Annotated in this window: 21 protein-coding genes and 1 pseudogene; 12 read left to right on the top strand and 10 right to left on the bottom strand. The window is 71.1% G+C overall.

Translation table 11 applies throughout. The annotated features are described in order from the left end of the window. Window positions 1-84 precede the first annotated feature (84 nt). Entirely contained in the window at window positions 85-1,101 is a 1,017-nt protein-coding gene (locus IE118_RS09750; protein WP_189557356.1) for a LysR family transcriptional regulator, read from the top strand. Here IE118_RS09750 and IE118_RS09745 read toward each other — a convergent pair. Continuing rightward, window positions 1,041-3,113: a PhoX family protein gene (locus IE118_RS09745; RefSeq protein ID WP_189557355.1), complete on the bottom strand. Its 2,073-nt coding sequence runs from the start codon at window positions 3,111-3,113 to the stop codon at window positions 1,041-1,043. The two genes, IE118_RS09750 and IE118_RS09745, sit on opposite strands and share 61 nt — an antisense overlap. A 278-nt stretch (window positions 3,114-3,391) precedes the next feature. Between IE118_RS09745 and IE118_RS09740 the strand changes: the two genes are divergently transcribed. The 4 genes from IE118_RS09740 to IE118_RS33990 all read left to right on the top strand — a co-directional run bounded on the left by IE118_RS09740 (window position 3,392) and on the right by IE118_RS33990 (window position 7,647). Then, window positions 3,392-5,044: a VWA domain-containing protein gene (locus tag IE118_RS09740; protein ID WP_189557354.1), complete on the top strand. Its 1,653-nt coding sequence runs from the start codon at window positions 3,392-3,394 to the stop codon at window positions 5,042-5,044. Between the two features lie 171 nt (window positions 5,045-5,215). After that, window positions 5,216-6,832: a methionine--tRNA ligase gene (gene metG, locus IE118_RS09735; RefSeq protein ID WP_189557353.1), complete on the top strand. Its 1,617-nt coding sequence runs from the start codon at window positions 5,216-5,218 to the stop codon at window positions 6,830-6,832. Window positions 6,833-6,958: 126 nt separating this feature from the next. Continuing rightward, window positions 6,959-7,324 (top strand): PH domain-containing protein, encoded by a 366-nt coding sequence (locus tag IE118_RS09730; protein ID WP_189557352.1) that lies wholly within the window; start codon window positions 6,959-6,961, stop codon window positions 7,322-7,324. Window positions 7,325-7,482: 158 nt separating this feature from the next. Beyond that, complete coding sequence (locus IE118_RS33990; protein ID WP_229846732.1) at window positions 7,483-7,647, top strand: hypothetical protein; 165 nt, start codon at window positions 7,483-7,485, stop codon at window positions 7,645-7,647. A gap of 75 nt (window positions 7,648-7,722) precedes the next feature. Here the strand turns inward: IE118_RS33990 and aspS are convergent, their stop codons facing one another. Then, window positions 7,723-9,486 (bottom strand): aspartate--tRNA ligase, encoded by a 1,764-nt coding sequence (aspS, locus tag IE118_RS09720; RefSeq protein WP_189557351.1) that lies wholly within the window; start codon window positions 9,484-9,486, stop codon window positions 7,723-7,725. A 144-nt stretch (window positions 9,487-9,630) separates the two neighbouring features. On the opposite strand from aspS, the gene IE118_RS09715 reads away from it, so the two are divergent. Then, window positions 9,631-11,757, top strand: coding sequence for an ATP-binding SpoIIE family protein phosphatase (locus tag IE118_RS09715; protein ID WP_189557350.1), 2,127 nt, complete (start codon window positions 9,631-9,633; stop codon window positions 11,755-11,757). Between the two features lie 52 nt (window positions 11,758-11,809). Here IE118_RS09715 and IE118_RS09710 read toward each other — a convergent pair. Both IE118_RS09710 and IE118_RS09705 read right to left on the bottom strand, forming a co-directional pair. After that, window positions 11,810-12,520 (bottom strand): annotated as a pseudogene (locus tag IE118_RS09710) (pirin family protein); the annotation flags it as partial. Window positions 12,521-12,680: 160 nt separating this feature from the next. After that, window positions 12,681-13,145: an SseB family protein gene (locus tag IE118_RS09705; RefSeq protein WP_189557349.1), complete on the bottom strand. Its 465-nt coding sequence runs from the start codon at window positions 13,143-13,145 to the stop codon at window positions 12,681-12,683. Between the two features lie 163 nt (window positions 13,146-13,308). Here IE118_RS09705 and IE118_RS09700 point away from each other — a divergent pair, with 163 nt between their 5' ends. From IE118_RS09700 to IE118_RS09685, 4 genes are all read left to right on the top strand, one after another. Then, window positions 13,309-15,135, top strand: a complete 1,827-nt coding sequence (locus IE118_RS09700) for an acyl-CoA dehydrogenase (protein ID WP_189557348.1) — start codon at window positions 13,309-13,311, stop codon at window positions 15,133-15,135. 99 nt (window positions 15,136-15,234) lie between these two features. Then, on the top strand, window positions 15,235-16,533 hold the full coding sequence (locus IE118_RS09695) for a M18 family aminopeptidase (protein WP_189557347.1): 1,299 nt from the start codon (window positions 15,235-15,237) through the stop codon (window positions 16,531-16,533). A gap of 88 nt (window positions 16,534-16,621) precedes the next feature. Continuing rightward, on the top strand, window positions 16,622-16,873 hold the full coding sequence (locus IE118_RS09690; RefSeq protein WP_189557346.1) for a DUF6458 family protein: 252 nt from the start codon (window positions 16,622-16,624) through the stop codon (window positions 16,871-16,873). Window positions 16,874-17,049: 176 nt separating this feature from the next. Continuing rightward, window positions 17,050-17,544: an LURP-one-related/scramblase family protein gene (locus IE118_RS09685; RefSeq protein ID WP_189557345.1), complete on the top strand. Its 495-nt coding sequence runs from the start codon at window positions 17,050-17,052 to the stop codon at window positions 17,542-17,544. A 22-nt stretch (window positions 17,545-17,566) separates the two neighbouring features. Here the strand turns inward: IE118_RS09685 and IE118_RS09680 are convergent, their stop codons facing one another. After that, complete coding sequence (locus IE118_RS09680; protein ID WP_189557344.1) at window positions 17,567-18,361, bottom strand: carbon-nitrogen family hydrolase; 795 nt, start codon at window positions 18,359-18,361, stop codon at window positions 17,567-17,569. A gap of 219 nt (window positions 18,362-18,580) precedes the next feature. Here IE118_RS09680 and IE118_RS09675 point away from each other — a divergent pair, with 219 nt between their 5' ends. Next, entirely contained in the window at window positions 18,581-19,405 is an 825-nt protein-coding gene (locus IE118_RS09675) for a maleylpyruvate isomerase family mycothiol-dependent enzyme (RefSeq protein ID WP_189557343.1), read from the top strand. Window positions 19,406-19,524: 119 nt separating this feature from the next. Here IE118_RS09675 and IE118_RS09670 read toward each other — a convergent pair whose 3' ends face one another. Both IE118_RS09670 and IE118_RS09665 read right to left on the bottom strand, forming a co-directional pair. Next, complete coding sequence (locus IE118_RS09670; RefSeq protein WP_189557342.1) at window positions 19,525-20,835, bottom strand: MFS transporter; 1,311 nt, start codon at window positions 20,833-20,835, stop codon at window positions 19,525-19,527. Then, window positions 20,832-21,488, bottom strand: coding sequence for a GntR family transcriptional regulator (locus IE118_RS09665; RefSeq protein ID WP_189557341.1), 657 nt, complete (start codon window positions 21,486-21,488; stop codon window positions 20,832-20,834). Before IE118_RS09665 ends, IE118_RS09670 begins: the two co-directional genes overlap by 4 nt. Before the next feature lie 198 nt (window positions 21,489-21,686). Here IE118_RS09665 and IE118_RS09660 point away from each other — a divergent pair, with 198 nt between their 5' ends. Continuing rightward, window positions 21,687-22,601, top strand: coding sequence for a D-alanyl-D-alanine carboxypeptidase family protein (locus IE118_RS09660; protein ID WP_189557340.1), 915 nt, complete (start codon window positions 21,687-21,689; stop codon window positions 22,599-22,601). Between the two features lie 77 nt (window positions 22,602-22,678). Here the strand turns inward: IE118_RS09660 and IE118_RS09655 are convergent, their stop codons facing one another. From IE118_RS09655 to pdhA, 3 genes are read right to left on the bottom strand one after another with little or no spacing between them, the layout of a single operon-like run. Further along, window positions 22,679-24,115: a dihydrolipoamide acetyltransferase family protein gene (locus IE118_RS09655; protein ID WP_189557614.1), complete on the bottom strand. Its 1,437-nt coding sequence runs from the start codon at window positions 24,113-24,115 to the stop codon at window positions 22,679-22,681. A gap of 19 nt (window positions 24,116-24,134) precedes the next feature. Continuing rightward, on the bottom strand, window positions 24,135-25,127 hold the full coding sequence (locus tag IE118_RS09650) for an alpha-ketoacid dehydrogenase subunit beta (protein WP_189557339.1): 993 nt from the start codon (window positions 25,125-25,127) through the stop codon (window positions 24,135-24,137). 1 nt (window position 25,128) lies between these two features. Continuing rightward, a complete protein-coding gene (pdhA, locus tag IE118_RS09645; RefSeq protein ID WP_189557338.1) occupies window positions 25,129-26,334 on the bottom strand; it encodes a pyruvate dehydrogenase (acetyl-transferring) E1 component subunit alpha in 1,206 nt (401 codons plus the stop codon). Between the last annotated feature and the right edge of the window lie 116 nt (window positions 26,335-26,450).

Here is a 26,450-nt window from a genome sequence, read left to right as displayed (position 1 = left end):
CCGTCCCGCCCGCCCGACTCCGCCTGAACGGACGGGGTTTGTGAGTCTGGTGAAAGCTGAACTTCCGCCTTACCCTCCCAGGCCATGGAGCTTGAGGTCAGGCACCTCAGGGCGCTGTGCGCGATCGCCGACACCGGCAGTCTGCACCGTGCCGCACGTCAGTTAGGCGTGGCCCAGCCCTCGTTGAGCACGCAGCTGCGGCGCATCGAACAGGAGCTGGGCGGCGCCCTGTTCGTGCGCGCCCGCACCGGCTGCCGCCCCACACCGCTGGGCCGGCTGGTGCTCAGCCGTGCCCGTCCGCTCGTCACCGAGCTGCGTTCCCTGGTCACCGAGGCCCGGGCCGCCGCCGTCGGCGGCCGGCAGCTGCGCATCGGCTCCACCGCGAGCCGTGCCCTCGCCGGCTGGCTGCGCCGGCTGCGCCGGCACTGGCAGGAGCCCACCCTGCACATGGACGTCTCCGCCAACGCCCTGCTGCGCATGGTGGCCGACGGCCAGCTCGACGTCGCCTTCGTGCACGAGGTCGAGGGCTGCCCGCTGCGCATCCCCGAGAGCCTGCGCACCCGGGTCCTCATCGAGCGCGAACCGCAGTGCGTCTCGCTTCCGGCCGACCACCCGGCCGCCGCGCGGCCGGTCGTCCACCTGTCCGAGCTGGCCGGCGACCGCTGGATGATCGACCCGGCGGTCGACGGCGAATGGGACGCCGTACGCCGTGTCCTGCGCGCCGCGGGGATCAGCCCCCGGGTGCTGCACGGCGACTACCACACGGCCGCGTCGCTGGTGGCCACCGGCGAGGCCGTCACCGTGTGCCAGCCGACCTCGCCGTCCCGCCCCGAGACGGCCGTGCGCCGGCTGTACGGCGATCCGCTCGGCGTACGGCTGCTGCTGGCGGCCCGCACGGACAGCGAGCTGGAGGGCGTCTACCCCGACCTGGCCGACGCCTACCGGGAGGTGGCACGCCAGGCACCGGCGTACCGGGAGTGGCTGGAGGACCTGGTGCCACCGGGCCCCCGTCCTCCGGCCCCTCCCTTCGACGGCTCGCGTCAGACGCCGATGTCCCTGCCGTCCGCCCGGTACACCGCGACCACCGACGGACGGACGTAGGTGCCCGGCCCGTCCGGCCAGGTGCTGGCGGGCGCGGCGACCGTCGCGCCGTCCACCTCGCCCGGGTGCTGCACGGCGACCAGCACCCGCCGGTCCTGGATGACCGGGCCGCAGGTCTCCGCGCCCTTCGGCACGGTCAGGAACTGCTTCAGCTCACCGCGCCGGTCACCGCGGGTGGCGACGCCGAAGAGGCCGTCGTGGGAGCCGAGGGCGCTGCCGTCGGTGGAGATCCACAGGTTGCCGTGGTCGTCGAAGGCGACGTTGTCCGGGCAGGAGATCGGGCTGACGGAGTCCTTCGGGAATCCGGCGAAGTACGTCGCCGGGTCCTCCGGGTCACCGGCGACCAGGAACAGCGACCAGGCGAACCGGGTGCTCTCCGGCCGGTTCCAGCGCTCGGTCAGCTCCAGGACGTGCCCGTGCTTGTTGGCGTGGCGCGGATTGGCCTCGTCCGCCTTGGGGTTGGCGTCGACACCGCGCCGGGTGTTGTTGGTCAGGGCGACGTACACCTTGCCGGTGACCGGGTTGGGCTCGATGTCCTCGGGCCGGTCCATCTTGGTGGCGCCGACCTTGTCACCGGCCAGCCGGGTGAAGACGAAGACCTCCTCGGCGGTCATGCCCTCGACGTGCGAGACGGAACCGCGGGCGGTGGCGGTGGCCAGCGGGATCCACTCGCCGCTGCCGTCGAACTCGCCGTCCCGGGGCAGCTTGCCCGTGCCGTCGATCTCGATCGCCGGCGAGTCACCGGTCAGCCGGGCGACGTACAGGGTCCCCTCGTCGAGCAGCGAGAGGTTGTGCTCGCGGGCGGAGCGGCTGTTGCCGTGCCGCATCCGCTTGCTGCCGACGAACTTGTAGAAGTAGTCGAACCGCTCGTCGTCCCCGCTGTAGACGACCGGCCGGCCGTCGTGCGTGAGCCGCACGGTCGCCGCCTCGTGCTTGAACCGGCCGAGCGCGGTGTGCTTGCGCGGGACGGAGTCGGGGTCGTACGGGTCGAGCTCGACGACGTACCCGAAGCGGTGCGCCTCGTTCGGCTCCTGGGCCAGGTCGAACCGCTTGTCGAAGCGTTCCCACTTGCGCTCGGTGGCGCCGGTGCCGATGCCGTACCGCTTGTCGGTCGCGCTGCTGCCGTGGGCGAAGTACTGGTTGAAGTTCTCCTCGCCGTGCAGGGTGGTGCCCCACGGGGTGGTGCCGCCGGCGCAGTTGTTGAGGGTGCCGAGCACCTTCCGCCCGGTCGGGTCGGCGGACGTCTTCACCAGGTCCGACCCGGCGGCCGGCCCGGTCAGCCGGAACTCGGAGGTCGCGGTGAGCCGCCGGTTGAGCTGGTGCCGGTGGACGGCCGTCAGCCTGCCGCTCCCGCGCTCCTCCTCCACCGCCACCACGGCCAGGCCGTGCGCGGCCCAGGCGATCTCCACCTGCTCGCGGGTGGGGTTGTCGGCGTCGTAGTCCCGGAACATCAGGATCTCGTCGGTGTACTCGTGGTTGGCGACGAGCAGTTGCCGGCCGCGCTCGCCCTTGAGGGGCAGCAGCGACAGGAAGTCGCAGTTGTAGCCGAACTGCCCCGCCTGCGCCTTGGCGGTCTGCCGCTCCGGGTCGAAGGCGGGCGCACCGCGCAGGATGGGCTCGCCCCAGCGGATGACGACGTTCTGCCGGTAGCCCTCCGGCACGGTCACGGCGTCGTTCGTGTTGGGCGCGACGGGCGTGAACCGCAGACCGCGGGCACCCTTGGGTGTGGGCCGGGGGCGGCCCCCCGCGACCGCGGCCGCCTGCGCCTCGGGAGCGGCGGCGACGCCGACCGCACCGGCGCCGGCCGCGGCGACGGTCACCACGGCGGCGGCGCGCATCACGGACCTGCGGCTGAGCGCGCCGGCGATGACGTCACCGACGTACTCGTTGGAGCTGGTGTTGGGCACCTCGTGGAAGCAGGCGTCACCACACCGGAAACGACAAGTCAGGGCGGACCGGCCGCCGGGGTGCGAACCGGACGGCGTTCCGATCAACGGCAGCAGCTTTCGCACGTTTTTTTCTCCTTGGGTGCCCGTGGTGTCAGCGAGACCGTAGGGGCACATATGTGCGGTAGCCGGGCGCCCGGGTGAACGACGGGTGAACCTGCGAGGGCGCGGCGGAAGTTGGGCCGCGAGAATCCGACCCGCCGCTCGCAGGCCGGATCGCACTCTTGACATATACGATTCCGCAAACCCAACCCTGCCCAAGATCGCCCTTGCGGGCCGCTAACCTTACGTGTCCGTCCTGGCCAGGGATTGACGGGCATCAACTCACGCGAAGGGTTGCGCACATGGGCATTCTCACTCTCCTGCGGAACGCGTTCGGACGGTCACGCAAAGCGAGGGCCGCCGAAGCGGAGGGTACGGCGCAGGCCGCCGAGCCGACGCAAACGGCCGCTCCGACATCGCCCGAGCCGTCCCCGGCGATTCCCTCCCCGTCCCCGGAACCGGCCCCCGCCACGGCCTCGGTCCCGGAACAACGCGACGAACACGACCTCGTCAGCGCCGCGTTCGACAACATCACGGTCCCCCACCCCACTCCCCCCGCGGACGACACCCCGCCCCCCACAACAGCCACCACCGAGCCGAAGCCCAGCCCCAACCCGGAGCCGGAGGCCAAGCCCGAGCCCAAGGCCGAAGCCGGCGCCGAGCCGGAGCCGGAGCCGGAGCCCAAGGCGGAGGCCAAGCCCGAGCCCAAGGCCGAAGCCCAGCCGGAGCCCGAAGCGGAGGCCAAGCCCGAGCCGGAGCCGGAGGCGGAGGCCAAGCCCGAGCCCAAGGTCGAAGCCCAGCCGGAGCCCGAAGCCGAGGCGAAGACGGAGCCTGAGCCCAAGGCGGAAGACAAGGCTGAACCCGACACTGAGCCGGAGCCGGAGCCGGACCCCAAGGCGGAGGCCAAGCCCGAGCCCAAGGCCGAAGCCGACGCCGAGCCGGAGCCGGAAGCCGAGCCCAAGGCCGAAGCGGAGCCCGAGCCCGCAGCCGAGGTCGAGCCGGTCACGGAAGCAAAGCCGCAGGCGGACGCCGAGCCCGCTCCCGCCACCGAGGACGCACCCGCAGCCGCCGACGGCGAGACCGCCCCGCAGGGGCCACCCGCACCCGACGACGAAAGCCGCACGGGTGGTGCGGGTGGGAACGACTCCCCGGCCGAAGGCGAAGCCGAGGCCGAAGCGGAATCCGAGCCCAAGCCGGAAGCGGAGCCCGAGCCCGCAGCCGCGGCCGAGGCCGACGTGAAGACGGAGACGGAGCCCGAGGCAGAAGCGGACGCCGAGTCCGAGTCCGAGGCCACCCCGGACCGCAAGCCGGAGGCCCCCGTCCCCGCCACCCTCGGCACCGCCCACAAGGCCGCCGCCACCGCCCTCGCCAAGCACGGCCTCACCGGCACCCGCGCCAAGGTCTACCTCGTCCTCGACCGCTCCGCGTCCATGCGCCCGTACTACAAGGACGGCTCCGCCCAGGCACTGGCCGAGCAGACCCTCGCCCTCGCCGCCCACCTCGACCCCGAGGCCACCCTCAAGGTCGTCTTCTTCTCCACCGAGCTCGACGGCACCGGCGACCTCGCCCTCACCGACTTCGAGGACAGGATCGACACCCTGCACGCCTCGCTGGGCCGTATGGGCCGCACCAGCTACCACGCGGCCGTCGCGGAGGTCCTCGCGCAGCACGACGCGTCGGGCCCCGGCCCCGACACGCCCGCCCTGGTGGTCTTCCAGACGGACGGTGCCCCGGACGCGAAGACCCCGGCCACCCAGGCCCTCACCGAGGCCGCGAAGACCCACCCCAGCGTCTTCTTCTCGTTCGTCGCGTTCGGCGACCCGGAGAACAAGGCGTTCGACTACCTCCGCAAGCTCAAGACGCCGAACACCTCGCACTTCCTGGCCGGCGAGACCCCGCGGGAGCTCACCGACGCGGAGCTGTACGAGGCCGTCCTGGCGTCCTGGCGCCCGTAGGGGCACCGGACACCGCACCGGACACCGCGCCGGACACCGGCACCGGGCCGCACACCGCGGCCGCACGCACGACACCCCCGGGGGGTGGACGGGACAGGGCACCGGAAGCCCCCCGTCCACCCCCCGAAACGCGTGTGAGCCGACCCCCACCGGGCCAGTAGGATTTCGCCCATGGCGGCCACTGGATCAGAGAAGCAGGGAGCGAAGGCGTACTACGTCTCGACCCCCATCTACTACGTCAACGACGCTCCTCACCTGGGCCACGCCTACACGACCGTCGCAGGCGACGTGCTCACCCGCTGGCACCGCCAGCGCGGCGAGAAGGTGTGGTACCTCACCGGCACGGACGAGCACGGTCAGAAGATCATGCGCACGGCCGAGGCGAACGGGGTCACCCCGCAGGCCTGGGCCGACAAGCTCGTCACGGAGGCGTGGAAGCCCCTGTGGGAGCACCTCGACATCGCGAACGACGACTTCATCCGCACCACGCAGAAGCGGCACACCGACCGCGTCCAGGAGTTCGTGCAGGACCTGTACGACAAGGGCGAGATCTACAAGGGCGGCTACGAGGGCCCGTACTGCGTGGGCTGCGAGGAGTACAAGCTCCCCGGCGAGCTGCTCGACGGCGAGGGCGACCACGCGGGCCAGAAGCTGTGCCCGATCCACAAGAAGCCGGTGGAGATCCTCAGCGAGGAGAACTACTTCTTCAAGCTGAGCGAGTACAGCGAGAAGCTGCTCGCCCACTACGAGGCCAACCCGGGCTTCATCCAGCCCGAGTCCGCGCGCAACGAGGTCGTGAACTTCGTCCGCCAGGGCCTCCAGGACCTGTCCATCTCCCGCTCGACGTTCGACTGGGGCGTGCCGGTCCCGTGGGACGACAAGCACGTCATCTACGTGTGGGTCGACGCGCTGCTGAACTACGCCACGGCGGTCGGCTACAACGAGAACCCGGAGAAGTTCGGGTCGACCTTCCCCGCCGACGTCCACCTCGTCGGCAAGGACATCCTCCGCTTCCACGCGATCATCTGGCCGGCCATGCTGATGGCGCAGGGCCTCCCCCTGCCGGGGAAGATCGCCGCGAACGGCTGGCTGATGGTCGGCGGCGAGAAGATGAGCAAGTCCAACCTGACCGGCATCAAGCCGCAGGACCTGACCTCGCACTTCGGCGTGGACGCGTACCGCTGGTACTTCCTGCGCGCGATCGCCTTCGGTCAGGACGGCAGCTTCTCCTGGGAGGACTTCTCCGCCCGCTACACCAGCGAGCTGGCCAACGACTACGGCAACCTCGCCTCCCGCGTCGCCGCGATGGTCGGCAAGTACTTCGGCGGCGAACTGCCGGCGGCGACCGCCGACGGCGAGGCCGAGCAGGCCGTCCACGACGGGCTGGCCAAGGCCGTCGCCGAGGCGGACCGCCGCATCGGCGAGGAGCTGGACTTCCAGGGCGGCATCCTGGCGGTGTTCGACTTCGTGAAGCAGGTCAACGGCTACATCACCGAGCAGGAGCCCTGGAAGGTCGCCAAGGACGACTCGCCCGAGGGCAGGGCCCGCCTGGCCACCATCCTCTACACGGCCGCGGAGTCCCTCCGCGCGGTGGCCGTCCTCCTCAACCCGGTCATGCCGGAGACCTCCCAGAAGCTCTGGGACTCCCTCGGCGCGGAGGCCGGCCTCGGCGCCCTCGCCGGCCAGAACGTCCAGCAGGCCGGCACCTGGGGCCTGCTGCCCGCCGGTTCGACGGTCACCAAGGGCGCGGTCCTCTTCCCCCGTCTCGAGGAGAAGCCGACCGCGTAACGCGATCGCCACAGCAGGGCCCGGGAGCAGAGCGCCTCTTCTCCCGGGCCCTGTCCCTTTGCGAAGATCATATGAAGGCGGCCGACACCCGACCGCCGTCATCACTCCCGTGGGGGGACCCTTTCCATGGCACTCTTCGGCAACGCGCACACCGTCGACCCGGCCCAGGCACAGCAGGACTACGCCCGTCTCCTCGGCCACGGCGAGCAGGTGCACGCCGCGTTCCTGCTGATCCGCGACACCATCCTGTTCACCGACCGCCGGCTGATCCTGGTCGACAAGCAGGGCATCACCGGCAAAAAGGTGGAGTACCACTCCATCCCCTACCGCAGCATCACCCACTTCGCGGTGGAGACCGCCGGCACCTTCGACCTCGACGCCGAACTCAAGATCTGGCTCTCCGGCTCCCAGGCCCCCATCCAGAAGACCTTCACCAAGGGCGTCGACATCTACGAGGTCCAGGCCATCCTCACCCAGTTCGTGGCGCGCTGACCCGTTCACCACATGAGGCCTCCCACCGGCTCTTCCAGGAGCACCCGGAGGCCCTCACCCCCGTCTTCGAGGCACTGGGCCCACCACCGTCCGTGAAGACGGACTTCCACCGCGACCGTTCCACGGCGGCCTGGGCGACGGGGCCTTTCGAAAGCACCGTGGGCACCTGGACGAGCCGGATCACCCGTCCGTTCGTCCTAGGACCGCAGACGGTCCCGGAGGTCACCGACGCGGCAGTGGTGACCACGAAGTACTGGTTCGAGGTGGTGGAGGTCGGTCTGGAGTCCACTCCGACCGCGGAGGACCTGTTCATCGGGCACTGAGCGGCTGTAGATCCCGCACATGGCAAGGGCCCGGAACCGAGTCGGTTCCGGGCCCCTTCGCTGCTTCCGGCGGGACTACTTCGGCTGCGGCTTGCGGACCGAGAGGCTCAGCTCCCTGAGGCGGGCCTCGTCCAGTTCGGTCGGGGCGCCCATCATCAGGTCCTGGGCGTTGCCGTTGAGCGGGAAGGCGATCGTCTCGCGGATGTTGGGCTCGTCGGCGAGGAGCATGACGATGCGGTCGACGCCGGGGGCGATGCCGCCGTGCGGCGGGGCGCCGAAGCGGAACGCGCGGAGCATGCCGGCGAACTTCTCCTCGACCGTCTCGCGGTCGTAGCCCGCGATCTCGAACGCCTTTAGCATGATCTCCGGCTCGTGGTTCCGGATCGCCCCGGAGGACAGCTCGACACCGTTGCAGACGATGTCGTACTGCCAGCCCAGGATGTCCAGCGGATCCTGGGTCTCCAGGGCCTCCAGACCGCCCTGCGGCATCGAGAAGGGGTTGTGGGAGAAGTCGATCGCGCCGGTCTCCTCGTCCTTCTCGTACATCGGGAAGTCGACGATCCAGCAGAAGCGGAAGACGTTCTCCTCGAAGTGGCCGGCGCGCTTGGCGGCTTCGACCCGCACCGCGCCCATGATCTTCGAGACCTCGTCGAACTCGCCCGCGCCGAAGAACACCGCGTGGCCGGGCGCCAGCGAGAGGCGCTTGGTCAGCTCCGCGACGTTCGCCTCCGTCAGGAACTTCGCGATCGGGCCGGTCAGCGAGCCGTCCTCGCCGACGCGCACCCAGGCCAGGCCCTTGGCGCCCTGGGAGACCGCGTAGTCACCGAGCTGGTCGAAGAACTTGCGGGGCTGGGCGGAGACGTCCGGCACGGCCAGCGCGCGGACGTGCTTGCCGGCGAACGCCTTGAATTCCGAGCCCTCGAACACGTCGGTGATGTCGACGAGCTCCAGCTGGGCGCGCAGGTCCGGCTTGTCGGAGCCGTACTTCAGCATCGCCTCGCGGAACGGGATGCGCGGGAACGGCGACGTCACGTGACGGCCACCCCCGAACTCCTCGAACAGCTCGGTCATCAGCTTCTCGATCGGCTGGAAGACGTCCTCCTGCTCGACGAAGCTCATCTCCACGTCGAGCTGGTAGAACTCGCCCGGCGACCGGTCCGCGCGGGCGTCCTCGTCGCGGAAGCAGGGCGCGATCTGGAAGTAGCGGTCGAAGCCGGAGACCATCAGCAGCTGCTTGAACTGCTGCGGCGCCTGCGGCAGCGCGTAGAACTTGCCGGGGTTGAGGCGGGAGGGGACGACGAAGTCGCGGGCGCCCTCGGGGGAGGTGGCGCTCAGGATCGGCGTCGCCATCTCGTTGAAGCCCAGCGCCGTCATCTTCTGGCGGATCGCCGAGATGACCGACGTGCGCAGCAGGATGTTGCGGTGCATGCGCTCGCGGCGCAGGTCGAGGAAGCGGTACTCAAGGCGCCGCTCCTCGTTGACGCCGTCCTCGGCGTTGATCGTGAAGGGCAGCGGGGCGGCCGCGCCCAGCACCTCCACCGTGCCGACCTCGACCTCGACCTCACCGGTCGGCAGCTCGGCGTTGACGTTGTCCGCACCGCGCGAGACGACCTTGCCGTCGACGCGGACGACGGTCTCCTTGGAGAGCTTGTCCAGCGCCTCGTACGCCTCGGTGCCGGGGCGCGCCACGAGCTGGGTGATGCCGTAGTGATCGCGCAGATCGATGAAGAGAATGCCGCCCAGGTCGCGCCGATTGTGCAGCCAGCCACTCAGCCGGACGTCGGTTCCGACGTCAGAGGCGCGGAGCTCGCCGCAGGTGTGGGACCTGTACCGATGCATCGTCGTTCATCCAGCCTTCGCGGATCGGGGTCGTTGTTTCACGTGAAACTCCCCCAAGCCTACCGGCCGGGCCGCTGTCGCTTCGCTGCCATGACGAGGTGGCCGCAGTGGAACTTTTCGCCCCCCTCTTCCTAAAGTGGTGCAATGCGCACTGGTGAGCCCCTGCCCGCCCTGGGGGACGTCCTCGCCGCCCTGGACACCGGGGTGTGGCACTGGGACACCGCCGCCGGGCTGGTCACGGTGGACGCCGTGGCGGCACGGCTGCTCGGCCTGCCCGCCCGGGAGGTCACGCTCACCGAACCCCAGGTCAGGGCCCGGCTGCACCCCGTCGACTGGAACGAGATCACCGGAGTGGTGCAGCTCGCCGTCGCCGAGGGCACCATCGCCGAGGTGCGCATCCGGATCATGGACGACCGCAAGAGGGTCGTCCGGGTCGTACGCAGCCGCTCCAAGCCCTCCTTCGACCGTGCCCGCAAGGCGTACGTCCTGACCGGTTCCCTCCAGGAGGTCACCGAGCCGACACCGGGCACGGCCGCCGGCCGCGCCGCGGTCACCGGTGACTGGCGGCGCTCACGGGAGGCGTTCCTGCTGGACGCGGGCCGCGCGCTGGCGGAGGCGCGGTCGACGCAGGAGGTGCTGCGGGTCACGGCCAACCTGTCGATGCCGGGGTTCACACCGGACGGGCTGGCCGTCTTCGGGGTGGAGGGCGACCAGCTCACGATCATCGGCCACCACGGACACGAGCCCGGCGCCGACAACCCCTTCTACATGCCGCTGGACACGGACTACCCGGCCGCCGAGGTGGTGCGCACCGGCCGCGCGGTCTACATCTCCTCCCCGGAGGAGTACCGGACCCGTTACCCCCTCACCTGGCCGCTCGCCCAGCGTTTCGGCCGCCGCTCCTGGGCGTTCCTCCCCCTGACGGCGTCCGGCCGCACGATGGGCACCTGGCTGGCGGCCTTCGCCTACCCGGTCGCCTTCACCCCCGACGAGCGGTCGGTGCTGACCACGGTGGCCCGGATGCTGGCGCAGGCGCTGTCCCGCGCGGGCACGGCCGAGAGCGAGCGTGCGCTGACGGACGGTCTGCAGCGCTCGATGATGCCGAAGCTCGGCCCCGGCATCCCGGGCATGGGCATCGCCGCCCGCTACATCCCCACCGGCGGCGGCCTCCAGATCGGCGGCGACTGGTACGACGTGATCCCGCTGCCCGGGGGAGAGCGGTTCGCGCTCGTCATCGGCGACGTGCAGGGGCACGACGTACGGGCCGCGGGGTTGATGGGGCAGCTGCGGACGGCGCTGCGGGCGTACGCCTCCGAGGGCCACCGGCCCGACGCCGTGCTCTCCCGCGCCTCCCGCTTCCTGCACGGCATCAGCGAGGCGGACCCGGCCGAGCTGCGTTTCGCCACCTGTCTGTACGCCGAGGTCGACCCGGTGAGCGGCGTGCTGGAGGTCGCCCGCGCCGGGCACCCGGAGCCGGTGGTCCGCATGGCGGACGCGACGGTGCTGACGCCGCCGACGGCGGGCGGGCTGCCGCTGGGCATCGACCCGGACGCCGACTACCCGACCACCCGGCTGGTCCTGGAGCCGGGCGAGACACTGATGATCTGCACGGACGGGCTGATCGAGACCGGCGGCCACGACCTGGACACCGGCCGCCGGCGTCTGCGCACCGTCCTGGAGCAGCACCGGGGCACCCCGGAGGAACTGGCCGACGCCCTGGTCCAGGCGGTGCACGGCCCGTCCTCCCACCACAGCACCGGTCCGCTGATCGACCGCCGCGAGGACGACATCGCCGTGCTGCTGCTGTCCCGGCACGGCGGCGGCTGCGGGTGCGGCGCGGAGCCGGACACGGTGCGGCCGCCGGTGCGCCGCACGATGCTGACCGTGGCCCAGGCCGAGCCCGAGCGGATCGCGGTGGCCCGGCACCAGCTGCGGGAGCTGCTGCACGACTGGTCCTCGGCGGACCAGGTGGACTCGGCGGTGCTGCTGCTGTCGGAAGTGCTCACCAACGTCCTGGTGCACACCGACACCGACGCCCTGTTGCTCGCCGAGGTCGCCGACGGAGGGGACGGCCGCCGCATCCGGGTCGAGGTCACCGACGGCGGCGACGACCTGCCGCACCGGCGCCGGCCGGGCGAGCTGGCGTCCTCCGGGCGCGGTCTGGTCCTGGTCCAGCTCCTCGCCCACACCTGGGGCGTCGACCCGCGCGGCGAGGGCAAGACCATCTGGTTCGAGCTGTACGAGAAGGACGGCACCGACCCCGCCGGCTGAACGGCCGCGGGCGGACGCCGTCGCGTCCGCCCGCGGCCGGGAGCACCGCCGGTCAGGCCTGCTGCGGGCCCTTCTCCGACATGCCGTGCACGGCGGGGACCGTGCCGAGCCGGCCCTTCTGGAAGTCCTCGAAGGCCTGCATGAGCTCGGCCTTGGTGTTCATCACGAACGGCCCGTAGTGCGCCATCGGCTCCCGGATGGGCCGCCCGCCGAGGAGGACGATCTCCAGGTCGGGGGTGTGCGCGTCCTGCTTCTCGTCCGCGCGGACGGTCAGCGAGGAGCCGGTGCCGAAGACCGCGGTCTGGCCGAGGTGGACCGGACGGCGCTCGGCGCCGACCGAGCCGCGGCCGGCCATGACGTACGCCAGGCCGTTGAAGTCCTCCCGCCAGGGCAGGGTGACCTCGGCGCCGGGCGCCAGCGTCGCGTGGACCATCGTGATCGGCGTGTGGGTGATGCCCGGGCCCTCGTGACCGTCCAGCTCACCGGCGATGACCCGGAGCAGGGCACCGCCGTCGGGGGAGGTGAGCAGCTGGACGCTGCCGCTGCGGATGTCCTGGTAGCGGGGCGCCATCATCTTGTCCTTGGCCGGGAGGTTCACCCACAGCTGGAGCCCGTGGAAGAGCCCGCCGGACATGACGAGCTGCTCCGGCGGCGCCTCGATGTGCAGCAGGCCGCTGCCGGCCGTCATCCACTGGGTGTCGCCGTTGGTGATCGTGCCGCCACCGCCGTTGGAGTCATGGTGGTCGAAGATCCCGTCGATGTACCTCCTTGGGTACGCCCAGTTTAGTTGAGCGTTGAACTTCCTGCCACCCGGAACAGAGGAAGCCCGGAGGGAATTCCCTCCGGGCTCCGCTCTGGAGTGACAAGGTCGGCGGGCTCCAGGCCGTCCGCGCGACGACTTCAGCCGCCTGCGCGGCACATCTTCAGCCATACATCCGGCGCATGGCGAACTCCACCATCTGCTCCACGGCCTTCGCGTCGAACACCATCCGGTGCTCGCCCTCCATGTCGAGCACGAAGCCGTAGCCGGTCGGCAGCAGGTCGATCACCTCGGCGCCGGTGATCACGAAGTACTTGGACTCCTTGCCCGCGTACCGCCGCAACTCCTTCAGCGAGGTGAACATCGGGATCACCGGCTGCTGGGTGTTGTGCAGGGCGAGGAAACCGGGGTTGTCACCGCGCGGGCAGTAGACCTTGGACGTGGCGAAGACCTGCTGGAAGTCCTCGGCCGCCAGCTGGCCCGTGGTGAAGGCGCGCACGGCGTCGGCGAGCGAGGGCGCGGACGGCTCGGGGTACAGCGGCGCCTGCTGCCCGTACCCGCCCGGCATCTGCTGCTGCGGCGGTACGTAGCCCTGCTGCGTGCCCGCGCTCTGGTCGTAGCCGTACATGCCGCACAGACTAACGACCCCACGGGAGGGCTGAGTCACAGATGTCCGGATCGGGGTTGCTTCTTATTACCGACGGGTAGCATCATCGGAGCTACTTGCTGGTACGTGTACTAGGTGCGAGGAGACAGTGCCTCGCCGATCTCTCTCTTACGGAGCCGTCGCCATGGGGCACTACAAGTCGAATCTCCGCGACATCGAGTTCAACCTCTTCGAAGTACTCGGGCGCGACAAGCTGTACGGCACCGGCCCGTTCCAGGAGATGGACGTCGAGACCGCCAAGAGCATCCTGGAGGAGATGACGCGCCTCTCGGAGAACGAGCTGGCGGAGTCCTTCACCGACGCCGACCGCAACCCGCCGGTCTTCGACCCGCAGACCAACACCGCGCCGGTCCCCGCGTCCTTCAAGAAGAGCTACCAGGCCTACATGGACTCCGAGTACTGGCGCCTCGGCCTGCCCGAGGAGATCGGCGGCACCACCTCGCCCCGCTCCCTGATCTGGGCCTACGCCGAGCTCATCCTGGGCGCCAACCCGGCCGTGTGGATGTACTCCTCGGGCCCTGCGTTCGCCGGCATCCTCTTCGAGGAGGGCAACGAGGTCCAGAAGCACATAGCCAAGGTCGCCACGGAGAAGCAGTGGGGCTCCACGATGGTGCTCACCGAGCCGGACGCCGGCTCGGACGTGGGCGCCGGCCGCACCAGGGCCGTGCAGCAGGAGGACGGCTCCTGGCACATCGAGGGCGTGAAGCGCTTCATCACCTCGGGCGAGCACGACATGTCGGAGAACATCCTCCACTACGTGCTGGCCCGCCCCGAGGGCGCGGGACCCGGCACCAAGGGCCTGTCCCTCTTCCTCGTCCCGAAGTACCTCTTCGACTTCGAGACCGGCGAGCTGGGCGAGCGCAACGGCGTCTACGCCACCAACGTCGAGCACAAGATGGGCCTGAAGGCCTCCAACACCTGCGAGATGACCTTCGGCGACCAGCACCCCGCCAAGGGCTGGCTGATCGGCGACAAGCACGACGGCATCCGCCAGATGTTCCGCATCATCGAGTTCGCCCGCATGATGGTCGGCACGAAGGCGATCTCCACGCTCTCCACGGGCTACCTCAACGCCCTGGAGTACGCCAAGGAGCGCGTCCAGGGCCCCGACCTGGCGAACTTCATGGACAAGACCGCGCCCAAGGTCACCGTCACCCATCACCCCGACGTGCGCCGCTCGCTCATGACGCAGAAGGCCTACGCCGAGGGCATGCGCGCCCTGGTGCTCTACACGGCCTCCATCCAGGACGAGATCCAGGTCAAGGAGGCCGCCGGCGAGGACGTCTCCGCCCTGGAGGCCCTGAACGACCTGCTCCTGCCCATCGTCAAGGGCTACGGCTCCGAGAAGGGCTACGAGCAGCTCGCGCAGTCGCTGCAGACCTTCGGCGGCTCCGGCTTCCTCCAGGAGTACCCGATCGAGCAGTACATCCGGGACTCCAAGATCGACACCCTGTACGAGGGCACCACCGCCATCCAGGGCCAGGACTTCTTCTTCCGGAAGATCGTCCGCAACCAGGGCGCCGCCCTGAACACGCTCGCCGAGGAGATCAAGAAGTTCCTGGCGGTCGGCGAGGGCGGCGAGGAGCTGGCGGGCGCCCGCGAGCACCTGGCCAAGGCGGCCGTCGAGCTGGAGGCCGTCGTCGGCCTGATGCTCACCGACCTCGCGGCCACCGAGCAGGACGTCAAGAACATCTACAAGGTGGGCCTCAACACCACCCGCCTGCTGATGGCCTCCGGCGACGTCGTCGTCGGCTACCTGCTCCTGCGGGGCGCCGCGGTCGCCGCCGAGAAGCTCCCCACGGCCTCCGCCAAGGACAAGGCCTTCTACACCGGCAAGATCGCCGCCGCGAAGTTCTTCGCGGCGAACGTCCTCCCGGGCGTCACCCTGGCCCGCAAGATCGCCGAGGGTGTCGAGCTGGACCTGATGGAACTGGACGAGGCCGCGTTCTAGGACGAGCCCGTACAGACGCCGTGGAGACCCCGTGACGAGGGGTCCGAGGGCCCGCTCCCGCACCGGGAGGCGGGCCCTCGCGCTCGTTAAGGTGAACCCATGAGCGAACCCCCCCGCTTCGATCGCGGTCACACCGACGACCTGATGTCCTTCCTGGCGGCGAGCCCCACGCCGTACCACGCCGTGGCGAACGCCGCCGACCGGCTGGAGAAGGCGGGCTTCCGGCAGGTCGCGGAGACGGACGCCTGGGACGGGACCGCCGGCGGCAAGTACGTGCTGCGCGGCGGCGCGATCATCGCCTGGTACGTCCCCGAGGGCGCCCCCGCGCACACCCCCTTCCGGATCGTCGGCGCCCACACCGACTCCCCCACCCTGCGCGTGAAGCCCCGCCCCGACAGCGGCGGGCACGGCTGGCGCCAGGTGGCCGTGGAGATCTACGGCGGTCCGCTGCTCAACTCCTGGCTCGACCGCGACCTGGGCCTGGCCGGCCGGCTCTCCCTGCGGGACGGCTCCAGCCGCCTGGTCGACGTCGACCGTCCGCTGCTGCGCGTCCCCCAGCTCGCCATCCACCTGGACCGCGCGGTCAACTCCGACGGCCTCAAGCTCGACAAGCAGCGGCACATGCAGCCCGTCTGGGGCATGGGCGACGACGTCCGCGACGGCGACCTCATCGCCTTCCTGGAGGAGACCGCGGGTCTTCCGGCCGGCGAGGTCACGGGCTGGGACCTGAGCGTGCACCCCGTCGAACCGCCCGCCTACCTGGGCCGCGACCGCGAGCTGGTGGCGGGCCCGCGCATGGACAACCTGCTCTCCGTGCACTCCGGTACGGCCGCGCTGGCGGCGGTGGCGGGCCGGGGCTCCGACCTCTCCTTCATCCCCGTCCTCGCGGCGTTCGACCACGAGGAGAACGGCTCCCAGTCCGACACCGGCGCGGACGGCCCGCTGCTCGGCGGCGTCCTGGAGCGCTCGGTGTTCGCGCGCGGCGGCTCCTACGAGGACCGGGCGCGGGCCTTCGCGGCCACCGTCTGCCTGTCCTCCGACACCGGTCATGCCGTCCACCCCAACTACGCGGAGCGGCACGACCCGACGCACCACCCGCGCGTCGACGGCGGCCCCATCCTCAAGGTCAACGTCAACAACCGGTACGCCACGGACGGTTCGGGCCGGGCGGTGTTCGCCGCGGCCTGCGAGAAGGCGGGCGTCCCCTTCCAGTCCTTCGTCTCCAACAACGCGATGCCGTGCGGCACCACGATCGGCCCGATCACCGCGGCCCGGCACGGCATCCGGACCGTCGACATCGGCGTGGCCATCCTGTCGATGCACAGCGCCCGCGAACTGTGCGGCGCGAAGGACCCGTACCTGCTGGCGAACGCGCTCGTGGCGTTCCTTGAGGGTTAGTCAACCCCCCGTCACGCCACGGCGCATGGGAGCCGCCGGTCCGGGTACCCGGTGCACACCGGAGACACCGGACAGGGAGGCGACACTCATGGGCCTCGGCGGATGCATCATCCTCATCGCCGTGGGAGCAATCCTCACGTTCGCGACCGACTGGGACATGCAGGGTGTCAACCTTGACCTGGTCGGCATCATCTTCATGATCGTCGGTCTGATCGGCGTCGCGACCTTCAGCAGCATCGCCCGGCGGCGCCGGGTCGTCGTACCACCGGCCACGCCGGTCGTCGACGACCCCGCCCGCCCCCGTACCCGCGACGGCTACAGCGACGGCTACGGCGTCTGAGCGGCGCCTTCACGCGGGCCACGGGACGGCCGCCGTCAGGCCCTCCCGGACCACGCCCCCGCGCGGCCGGGAGTGCTCCGGGCTGACCCCCGCCCCCGGCGTGACCGGGGGGCGGGGGTCAGCCCGTCGGCCTACCGGCGGCGTTTCGGCGGCGGGCACGGGGAAGTGCTGGATGCATGAGATTTCTCGTGCGGGACCGGATCCTGGGGATCGGCGACGACTACTGGATCGAGGACGAGCGGGGCGACAAGGTCTTCCTCGTCGACGGCAAGGCCCTGCGACTGCGGGACACCTTCGAGCTGAAGGACACCGAGGGCCGGGTACTCGTCGACATCCGCCGGAAGATGTTCGCCCTGCGGGACACGATGGTGATCGAGCGCGGTGACGAACCGCTCGCCACGGTCCGGCGCAAACGGCTGTCACTGCTGCGCAACCACTACCGGGTGGCCCTGGCGGACGGCAGCACCGAACTCGACGTCAGCGGCCGTGTCCTGGACCGCGAGTTCGCCGTCGAGTACGACGGCGAACTGCTTGCCGTGATCTCCCGCCGGTGGCTCACCCTCCGCGACACCTACGGCGTCGACGTCGTGCGGGAGGACGCCGACCCGGCGCTGCTGATCGCGGTGGCGGTGTGCGTGATCCACCTGGCGGAGAAGGAACGGGAGGACTGACCCGCCGCGCGGGACCCCGGGGTCAGCGGCGGGGGCGGTCCAGGCCCAGGACGCGGTCCTTGAGCGCCGGGAAGCGTTCCCGGGTGCCCGCCACCGTCGCCGGGTCGAAGTCCACCGTCAGGACCTCCTCGCCGGGGCCCGCCTCCGCGAGGACCTCACCCCACGGATCGACCACGGCCGAGTGACCCGCCTGCGCGATCCCGGCGTGCGACCCGGCCGTCGCGCACGCCAGGACGAACGCCTGGTTCTCCACCGCCCGCGCCCGGGCCAGCAGCGTCCAGTGCGACCGGCGCCGCTCGGGCCAGCCCGCCGGGACGACGAGCGTCTCGGCGCCGGCGTCCACGAGACCGCGGAAGAGTTCGGGGAAGCGGAGGTCGTAGCAGGTCGCCAGGCCGAGCACGGTCTCCGGCAGCCGGACCGTCACCAGCGTGTCGCCCGCCCCCATCAGCACGGCCTCGCCCTGGTCGAAGCCGAAGCGGTGGATCTTGCGGTAGGCGGCGGCCAGGTCGCCGGAGGGGGAGAAGACGAGCGAGGTGTTGTAGAGGGTGCCGTCCGGGGCGCGCTCGGGGATCGAGCCCGCGTGCAGCCACACGCCGGCGTCGCTCGCGGCCTTGGCCATCGCCTCGGACGTCGGCCCCTCGAGGGGTTCCGCCTCGCTGCCGAACTCCTCGTACGCGAACGCCCCCGTGGTCCACAGCTCCGGGAGCACCACGAGATCGGCAGCGGCCTGATCCCGTACCGCCGCGGCGACCCGGCGCCGGCGCGATTCGACCGATTCGCCCTCGTTCACGTCGACTTGGAGCAACGAAGCGCGCACACTACCACCGTCCTGGCATTCGACCCGCGCACACGGGCCTACGATCGTCACACGAAAGCACTGCCGGGGTGCCTCTCCGCAGCGTAACTTGGGGGCCTCCCGGGTTCGAGCCAAGCCGAGAACCCGGGGAGTTCCGAGACACCCGCCGAGTGCAGCCACCGCCCACTGGCAACGCCGCCACAACCTGCCCGTGTACCGACCGCCGAGGGGTCCCGTTCCGTGAGTCTGCATCCCACCCTCCAGCCCTATGCCGACGCCTGGTCCCACTCCATCGAGGCGATATCCGAGCTGGTGCAGCACCTCCCGGAGGCCGACTGGAACCGGCGGACACCGTGCCCGGGATGGTCGGTCCGTGACGTGGTCTCGCACGTCATCGGCCTCGACTCCGAGATGTACGGGGACCCCCGCCCCATCCACACCCTGCCGCGCGACCTGTTCCACGTCACCAACGACCACCAGCGGTACATGGAGATGCAGGTCGACGTGCGCCGCCACCACACGGCGCCGGAGATGACCTCCGAGCTGGAGCTCATGACCATCCGCCGCAACCGTCAGCTGCGCAACGAGAACCGGCAGCCGGACGCCAGGGTGCGCGGCCCGCTGGGTACGGAGCTGACGCTGGAGGAGGCCATGCGCCGGCACGCCTTCGACGTCTGGGCGCACGAGCAGGACCTGCGCACGGCCCTCGGCCACCCCGGCAACCTCGACTCGCCCGGCGCGCACGTCGCCCGGGACGTGCTGCTCGCCGAACTGCCGCGCGTGGTCGCCGAGAAGGCGCAGGCGCCGCGCAGCTCGGCCGTCGTCATCGACGTGCACGGCCCGCTGGAGTTCCTGCGCACGATCCGCGTCGACATCCAGGGCCGCGGCACCCTCGAGACGGCCCCCGCCCTCGGCCCCGCCGCCACCCTCACCCTCGACTGGGAGACCTTCTTCCGCCTGGCCTGCGGCCGGGTGAGCGCGGACGCGGCGGCGGACCGGGTGAAGACGGAGGGCGATCTGGACCTGGCGGCGGCGATCCTGCGGCACTTCGCGGTCACCCCGTAGACGTCACGGCCGGTCGTGCCCTTCCAGGCCCCCGGGCCCGGGAGGCACCCGCCAGGAGGCGCGGGTGGGCCGTGGGCCCGCTCGGCCCACCCCGCCCGCCCCGGCCCGGCTCCGGGCGCCTACACGGGCACGTGCACCGAGGAGACCCGGCTGGCGACCAGCCGTTCCGACTCCCGGCGCGCCGCCCGCCGCCGCAACCGCAGGATCTGCGAGACCCCCAGCGCCTGCAGCACGAACACCGACGAGAAGGCGACGGCGTAGTCGTCCCCCGTCGCGTCCAGCAGCACCCCGATCGCGAACAACGTCGTCATGGAGGCGACGAAGCCGCCCATGTTCGTGATCCCGGACGCCGTCCCCTGCCGCTCCGGCGGGTTGGCCGGGCGGGCGAAGTCGAACCCGAGCATCGAGGCGGGCCCGCAGGCCCCCAGCACCGCGCACAGCACCACCAGCAGCCACATCGGCGCGGTGTCCGCCGGGTAGGCGAGCGTCACCGCCCACAGCAGCGCGGTCGCGCCGACCGTCCCCAGCGCCAGCGGCAGCCGCGCCCCGTGGTGCCGGGCGACGACCTGGCCGTAGACGAGCCCGACGGCCATGTTGGAGAGCACCACGAGCGTCAGCAGCTCACCGGCGACGCCCCGGGACAGGCCCTGCGCCTCCACCAGGAACGGCATGCCCCACAGCAGCAGGAACACCATCGCCGGGAACTGCGTCGTGAAGTGCACCCACAGCCCCAGCCGGGTCCCCGGCTCCCGCCAGGACGCGGCGATCTGCCGGCGTACGTAGGCGGCGCCCCGGTGCGGCACCGGCTCCGGTTCGTGGCCCTCGGGGTGGTCCTTGAGGAACAGCACCAGCAGCACGAACACCACGACCCCCGCGAGCGAGCTGCCCGCGAACGCCGCCGTCCAGCCGATGTCGTGCAGCAGCCGGGCGAGGACCAGCGTGGAGACCAGGTTGCCCGCCATGCCGGCCAGTCCGGCCAGCTGCCCCACCAGTGGCCCGCGCCGGGCCGGGAACCACCGGGTGCCCAGCCGCAGCACGCTGATGAACGTCATCGCGTCACCGCAGCCGAGCAGCGCCCGCGAGGCGAGCGCCGTGCCGTACGACGGCGAGAGGGCGAAGCCGAGCTGCCCGGCCGTGAACAGCACGACGCCGATGCCCAGCACCCTCTTGGTGCCGAGCCGGTCCACCAGCAGGCCGACGGGTATCTGCATGCCCGCGTAGACCAGCAGCTGGAGGATGGAGAAGGTGGAGAGCGCCGAGGCGTTGACGCCGAAGCGGTCGGCCGCGTCGAGTCCGGCCACGCCCAGGGACGTGCGGAAGATGACCGCGACGAAGTAGACCGAGACGCCGATCCCCCAGACGGCGAGGGCGCGCCGGCCCCCGGGAGGATCGCCGGGCCGGACGGCGGTACGGGGGCGGGCCGCGCTCATCGCACCTCTCCCCTGGCCAGGTGCGAGAACCAGCCCACGTGCCGGTGGACCACGCCCACGGCCGCCTCCGCGTCGCCCGCGCGCAGCGCCCGGAGGATCTCCTCGTGCTCGGCCAGGGTCTTGGCGATGCGGTCGGGGTGGGAGTGCATCACGGCGACGCCCATGCGCAGCTGGCGGTCGCGGAGCTGGTCGTAGAGGCGGGAGAGGATCTCGTTGCCGCCGCTGCGGACAATCTCGGCGTGGAAGCACCGGTCGGTCACCGAGGCGGCGGCGAAGTCGCCCGCGGCCGCCTGCTCCTTCTGCCGGGCCAGCAGCTGCTCCAGACGCTCGATCAGGCCGGGCGGCGCGGGCACCGCCTTCCGGGCGGCGTGCTCCTCGACGAGCAGCCGGGTCTCCACGACGTCGGCGATCTCCTGGGCGGAGACCGGCAGCACGAGGGCGCCCTTCTTCGGGTAGAGCTTGAGCAGCCCTTCGGCCTCCAGCCGCAGCAGCGCCTCCCGCACGGGGGTGCGCGAGACCCCCACGGCCTCCGCCAGCTCGCCCTCGGTGAGCAGCGTGCCGCCCTCGTAACGGCGCTCCAGGACGCCCCGTTTGACGTGACCGTAGACGCGCTCGGCGGCGGGTGCTTGCTTCACGGGAGCCAGGCTGGTCATGCCGACAGCATAGATACATCACGTACGCGTGGAAGAATACGTCCACGATGCGGACTGCACCCCGAACCCGGAAAGTCGTCCCGCCCCGCGTACAACCATCCGCCCCCGGAAGGAGTCGGACATGTGCGGACCCACTGCCGGCCGCACCCACAACTTCGCTGCACCACCGGGGCATTCAACTCAATCGGGGTATCTCACTTGAAGATCGCCACTCAGGCCATCCGCCTCCGCAGAGCCGTCGGCGTCGCCGTGACCAGCGGCGCCCTGGTCTCGGCGGGCGCCCTCTCCGCGGCGCCGGCGCAGGCCGCTCCCGTACAGGCCGCTCCCGTTCCCGCGATCGTCGCCAAGGGCGGCTACGTGATGAACAACGGGAACGGCAAGTCGCTGTACTCGAAGGCCGCGGACACGCGCCGTTCGACCGGCTCGACGACGAAGATCATGACCGCGAAGGTCGTGCTCGCGCAGAAGAATCTGAACCTGGACGCCAAGGTCACCATCCAGAAGGCGTACAGCGACTACATCGTGTCGAAGAACGCCTCGTCCGCGCGGCTGATCGTCGGCGACAAGGTGACCGTGCGCCAGCTGCTGTACGGGCTGATGCTGCCGTCCGGCTGCGACGCGGCGTACGCGCTGGCCGACAAGTTCGGCACGGGCTCGACGCGCTCGGCGCGGGTCAAGTCGTTCATCGGCAAGATGAACGCGGACGCCAAGAAGCTGGGGCTGAAGAACACCCACTTCGACTCGTTCGACGGCATCGGGAACGGCAAGAACTACTCCACGCCCCGCGATCTGACGAAGATCGCGAGCAGCGCGATGAAGAACTCGACGTTCCGCTCGATCGTGAAGACGAAGAAGTACACGGCGAAGACGCGGACGAAGTCGGGCGGCACCCGCACGATGGCGCCGTGGACCAACACGAACTCCCTGCTCAGCAGCTACGCGGGCACGATCGGGGTGAAGACCGGCTCCGGCGCGACCTCCAAGTACTGCCTGGTCTTCGCCGCGACCCGCAACGGCAAGACGGTGATCGGCACGGTCCTCGCCTCCTCCTCCGCCGCCCAGCGCGAGAAGGACGCCAAGAAGCTCCTGGGCTACGGCTTCGGCAAGGTCTGACCCCCGCGCACCGCAGAAGGGCCCGCCGGAGAACCGGCGGGCCCTTCTGCCGTGCTGGATCTACCGCTTCGTGGCCGTCAGGCCCACGTGATCAGCCGCTTCGGGTTCTCCAGGATCGCGGCCACGTCGGCCAGGACCTTGGAGCCCAGCTCGCCGTCGACCAGGCGGTGATCGAAGGAGAGCGCCAGGGTGGTGACCTGACGCGGCTTCACCTTGCCCTTGTGGACCCACGGCTGGAGCTTGATCGCGCCGACCGCGAGGATCGCGGACTCCCCCGGGTTGAGGATCGGCGTGCCCGTGTCGACGCCGAAGACGCCGACGTTGGTGATCGTGACCGTGCCCGCCTGCATCGCGGACGGCGAGGTCCTGCCCTCCCGGGCCGTGGACACCAGTTCGCCCAGGGACTCGGCCAGTTGCGGCAGGGTCTTGGCGTGGGCGTCCTTGATGTTCGGGACGATCAGACCGCGCGGGGTGGCCGCCGCGATGCCCAGGTTGACGTAGTGCTTGACCACGATCTCCTGGGCCGCCTCGTCCCAGGAGGCGTTGACGTCCGGGTTCCGCCTGATCGCGACCAGCAGGGCCTTGGCGATCAGCAGGAGGGGATTCACGCGCAGGCCCGCGAACTCCTTGTCCTGCTTGAGCTCCTCGACCAGCTTCATGGTGCGGGTCACGTCGACCGTCACGAACTCCGTGACGTGCGGCGCCGTGAACGCCGAACCGACCATCGCCGCCGCCGTCGCCTTGCGCACCCCCTTTACCGGGACACGGGTCTCCCGTGCGGTGTCGTACGACACGGGGGCCGACGGAGCGGGCACGGCAGCCGGCACGGCCGCTGCCTGCTCCTGTGCCTCTGCCGGGGCCTGCGCCGGGGCCGTGGTCACCGCCGCGTGGACGTCCTCGCGGGTGATGACGCCGTCCGGGCCGGTCGGGGTGACCGTGGCCAGGTCGACGCCCAGGTCCTTGGCGAGCTTGCGCACCGGCGGCTTCGCCAGCGGGCGGTCCTGCGGTGCGGCGGCGGGGGCGGCGGCGGGTGCCGCGGGGGCGGCCGCCGTGGCGCCGTGGCCGTTCAGTTCCGCCTGGACCGCCACCGCCGCCTGCCGGCCGGCGGTGTCGTCCGGTGCCTGCTTGCGCGGGCGCCGGCGGGTGGAGGACGTCGCCACGCCGTAACCGACCAGCACGGGCTGGCGGGCGGCCGGCTTCTCCTCGGGTTCCGCGGCGGGCTCGGCGGGGGCGGCGGGCGCCTCCTCCACCGGGGCCGCGCCACCCGCGACGTCCACCGCGATGATGGACGTGCCCACGTCCACCGTGGTGCCCTCGGGGAAGTGCAGCGCGCGGACCACGCCGTCGTAGGGGATGGGCAGTTCGACGGCCGCCTTCGCCGTCTCGACCTCGCACACCACCTGGCCGTCGGTGACCGTGTCACCCGGCTGGACGTACCACTTGAGGATCTCGGCCTCGGTGAGGCCCTCGCCCACGTCCGGCATCTTGAACTCGCGTACGGACGCGTTCGTCATCGTCGTCACGACCCTCTCCTCAGTACGCCAGCGAGCGGTCGACGGCATCGAGCACCCGGTCCAGGTCCGGGAGGTAGGACTCCTCCAGACGGGCCGGCGGGTACGGGGCGTGGTAGCCGCCCACCCGCAGCACCGGGGCCTCCAGGTGGTAGAAGCAGCGCTCCGTGATCCGCGCCGCGATCTCCGCGCCCGCGCCGAAGAACACCGGCGCCTCGTGCACCACGACCAGACGGCGCGTCTTCTCCACCGACGCCTGGATCGAGTCGAAGTCCAGCGGGGAGACCGAGCGCAGGTCCAGCACCTCCAGGGAGCGGCCCTCCTCTGCGGCCGCCTCGGCGACCTCCTGGCACAGCTTCACCATCGGGCCGTACGCGACCAGGGTCAGGTCCGTGCCCTCGCGGACGGTCCTCGCCCTGTGCAGCGGGCCCGGGATCGCCTCGGTGTCGACCTCGCCCTTGTCCCAGTAGCGCCGCTTCGGCTCGAAGAAGATCACCGGGTCGTCGCTCTGGATGGCCTGCTGCATCATCCAGTACGCGTCGGACGCGTTCGACGGCGACACGATCTTCAGACCGGCCACGTGCGCGAACAGCGACTCCGGGGACTCCGAGTGGTGCTCGACCGCGCCGATGCCGCCGCCGTAGGGGATGCGCACGACGACCGGCATCTTTACCTTGCCCAGCGCGCGGGCGTGCATCTTCGCGAGCTGGGTGACGATCTGGTCGTACGCCGGGAAGACGAAACCGTCGAACTGGATCTCCACCACCGGCCGGTAGCCGCGCAGCGCCAGGCCGATCGCGGTCCCGACGATGCCCGACTCGGCGAGCGGGGTGTCGATGACGCGGCTCTCGCCGAAGTCCTTCTGCAGGCCGTCCGTCACCCGGAACACGCCGCCGAGCTTGCCGACGTCCTCGCCCATGACGAGGACCTTCGGGTCCGTCTCCAGGGCGTGCCGCAGCGACTCGTTGACCGCCTTGGCCAGGGCCATGTTCTTGGATGTCACGGTCTCCGCCATGTCACTTACCCCCGTCTTCGTCCGCGAACGACGCCTGGTAGGCGGCGAACTGTGCCCGCTCCTCGTCCACGAGCGCGTGCCCGTCCGCGTACACGTTCTCGAAGATGGCGAAGTGGTCCGGGTCCGGCATGGCGCGGACCGCCTCACGCACCCGCCTGCCCAACGCCTCGTTCTCCGCTTCCAGTTCCGCGAAGAACGCCTCGTCGGCGTGGTTCGAGGACTCGAGGTAGCGGCGCAGGCGCAGGATCGGGTCCTTCGCCTCCCAGGCCAGACGCTCCTCGTCACCCCGGTAGCGGGTGGGGTCGTCGGAGGTGGTGTGCGCGCCCATGCGGTACGTGAACGCCTCGACCAGCGTCGGTCCCTCACCCGCGCGGGCCCGCTCCAGCGCCCACTTGGTGACGGCCAGGTTCGCCAGCACGTCGTTGCCGTCCACGCGGACGCCCGGGAAGCCGAAGCCCTGCGCGCGCTGGTAGAGCGGCACCCGGGACTGCTTCTCGGTCGGCTCGGAGATCGCCCACTGGTTGTTCTGGCAGAAGAACACGACCGGTGCGTTGTAGACCGCGGAGAAGGTGAAGGCCTCGGCCACGTCGCCCTGGCTGGAGGCGCCGTCGCCGAAGTACGCGATGACGGCGCTGTCCGCGCCGTCCTTGGTGATGCCCATCGCGTAACCCGTGGCGTGCAGCGTCTGGGAGCCGATGACGATCGTGTACAGGTGGAAGTTGTTACCGCTGGGGTCCCAGCCGCCGTTGTTCACCCCGCGGAACATGCCGAGCAGGTTGGTCGGGTCCACCCCGCGGCACCACGCGACGCCGTGCTCACGGTAGGTGGGGAAGACGTAGTCGTCGTCGCGCAGCGCCCGGCCGGAGCCGATCTGCGCCGCCTCCTGCCCGAGCAGCGACGCCCACAGACCCAGCTCGCCCTGGCGCTGCAGGGAGGTGGCCTCGGCGTCGAAGCGGCGGGTGAGCACCATGTCGCGGTACAGGCCGCGCAGGTCGTCGGCGGTGATGTCGGCGACGTACTTGTCGAACTCGGCGTTCTTGACGCGCTTGCCCTCCGGCGTCAGCAGCTGGACGAGGGCGGGCTCGGCGCTCCTCCCGGCGCCGGCGGCCTTCTTGGTGGTGCTGGTGGTGCGCTTGGTGCCGGTGGTGCCGGCCTTGCTTCCGGCGCTGCGTCGCGGTGTGCGCGCGGCAGTGCTCTCCACGGTCACGTGTGCTCCTCCGTCGGTCCGGCCCCCGGGGTTGCCGGTGGGCCAGTGCGGCTCACCTGTTACTCGACCACCGGGCACGGGGTGGGTGCCACTCGGCCGGGAACAGGCGTGACAGG

Origin of the sequence: Streptomyces pilosus (assembly GCF_014649835.1) — a bacterium.
GTDB lineage: Bacteria > Actinomycetota > Actinomycetes > Streptomycetales > Streptomycetaceae > Streptomyces > Streptomyces pilosus.
Note: the sequence above shows the minus strand (reverse complement) of the source record. Positions and strands in the feature narration are given on the sequence as shown.

Coding starts and splice junctions, on each gene's coding strand:
- IE118_RS09730 (WP_189557352.1), top strand. CDS start 6,959: ATGGCACTCTTCGGCAACGCGCACACCGTCGACCCGGCCCAGGCACAG.
- IE118_RS09750 (WP_189557356.1), top strand. CDS start 85: ATGGAGCTTGAGGTCAGGCACCTCAGGGCGCTGTGCGCGATCGCCGAC.
- IE118_RS09650 (WP_189557339.1), bottom strand. CDS start 25,127: ATGGCGGAGACCGTGACATCCAAGAACATGGCCCTGGCCAAGGCGGTC.
- IE118_RS09690 (WP_189557346.1), top strand. CDS start 16,622: ATGGGCCTCGGCGGATGCATCATCCTCATCGCCGTGGGAGCAATCCTC.
- IE118_RS09715 (WP_189557350.1), top strand. CDS start 9,631: ATGCGCACTGGTGAGCCCCTGCCCGCCCTGGGGGACGTCCTCGCCGCC.
- IE118_RS09670 (WP_189557342.1), bottom strand. CDS start 20,835: ATGAGCGCGGCCCGCCCCCGTACCGCCGTCCGGCCCGGCGATCCTCCC.
- IE118_RS09665 (WP_189557341.1), bottom strand. CDS start 21,488: ATGACCAGCCTGGCTCCCGTGAAGCAAGCACCCGCCGCCGAGCGCGTC.
- aspS (WP_189557351.1), bottom strand. CDS start 9,486: ATGCATCGGTACAGGTCCCACACCTGCGGCGAGCTCCGCGCCTCTGAC.
- metG (WP_189557353.1), top strand. CDS start 5,216: ATGGCGGCCACTGGATCAGAGAAGCAGGGAGCGAAGGCGTACTACGTC.
- IE118_RS09695 (WP_189557347.1), top strand. CDS start 15,235: ATGAGCGAACCCCCCCGCTTCGATCGCGGTCACACCGACGACCTGATG.
- IE118_RS09700 (WP_189557348.1), top strand. CDS start 13,309: ATGGGGCACTACAAGTCGAATCTCCGCGACATCGAGTTCAACCTCTTC.
- IE118_RS09655 (WP_189557614.1), bottom strand. CDS start 24,115: ATGACGAACGCGTCCGTACGCGAGTTCAAGATGCCGGACGTGGGCGAG.
- IE118_RS09740 (WP_189557354.1), top strand. CDS start 3,392: ATGGGCATTCTCACTCTCCTGCGGAACGCGTTCGGACGGTCACGCAAA.
- IE118_RS09705 (WP_189557349.1), bottom strand. CDS start 13,145: ATGTACGGCTACGACCAGAGCGCGGGCACGCAGCAGGGCTACGTACCG.
- IE118_RS09685 (WP_189557345.1), top strand. CDS start 17,050: ATGAGATTTCTCGTGCGGGACCGGATCCTGGGGATCGGCGACGACTAC.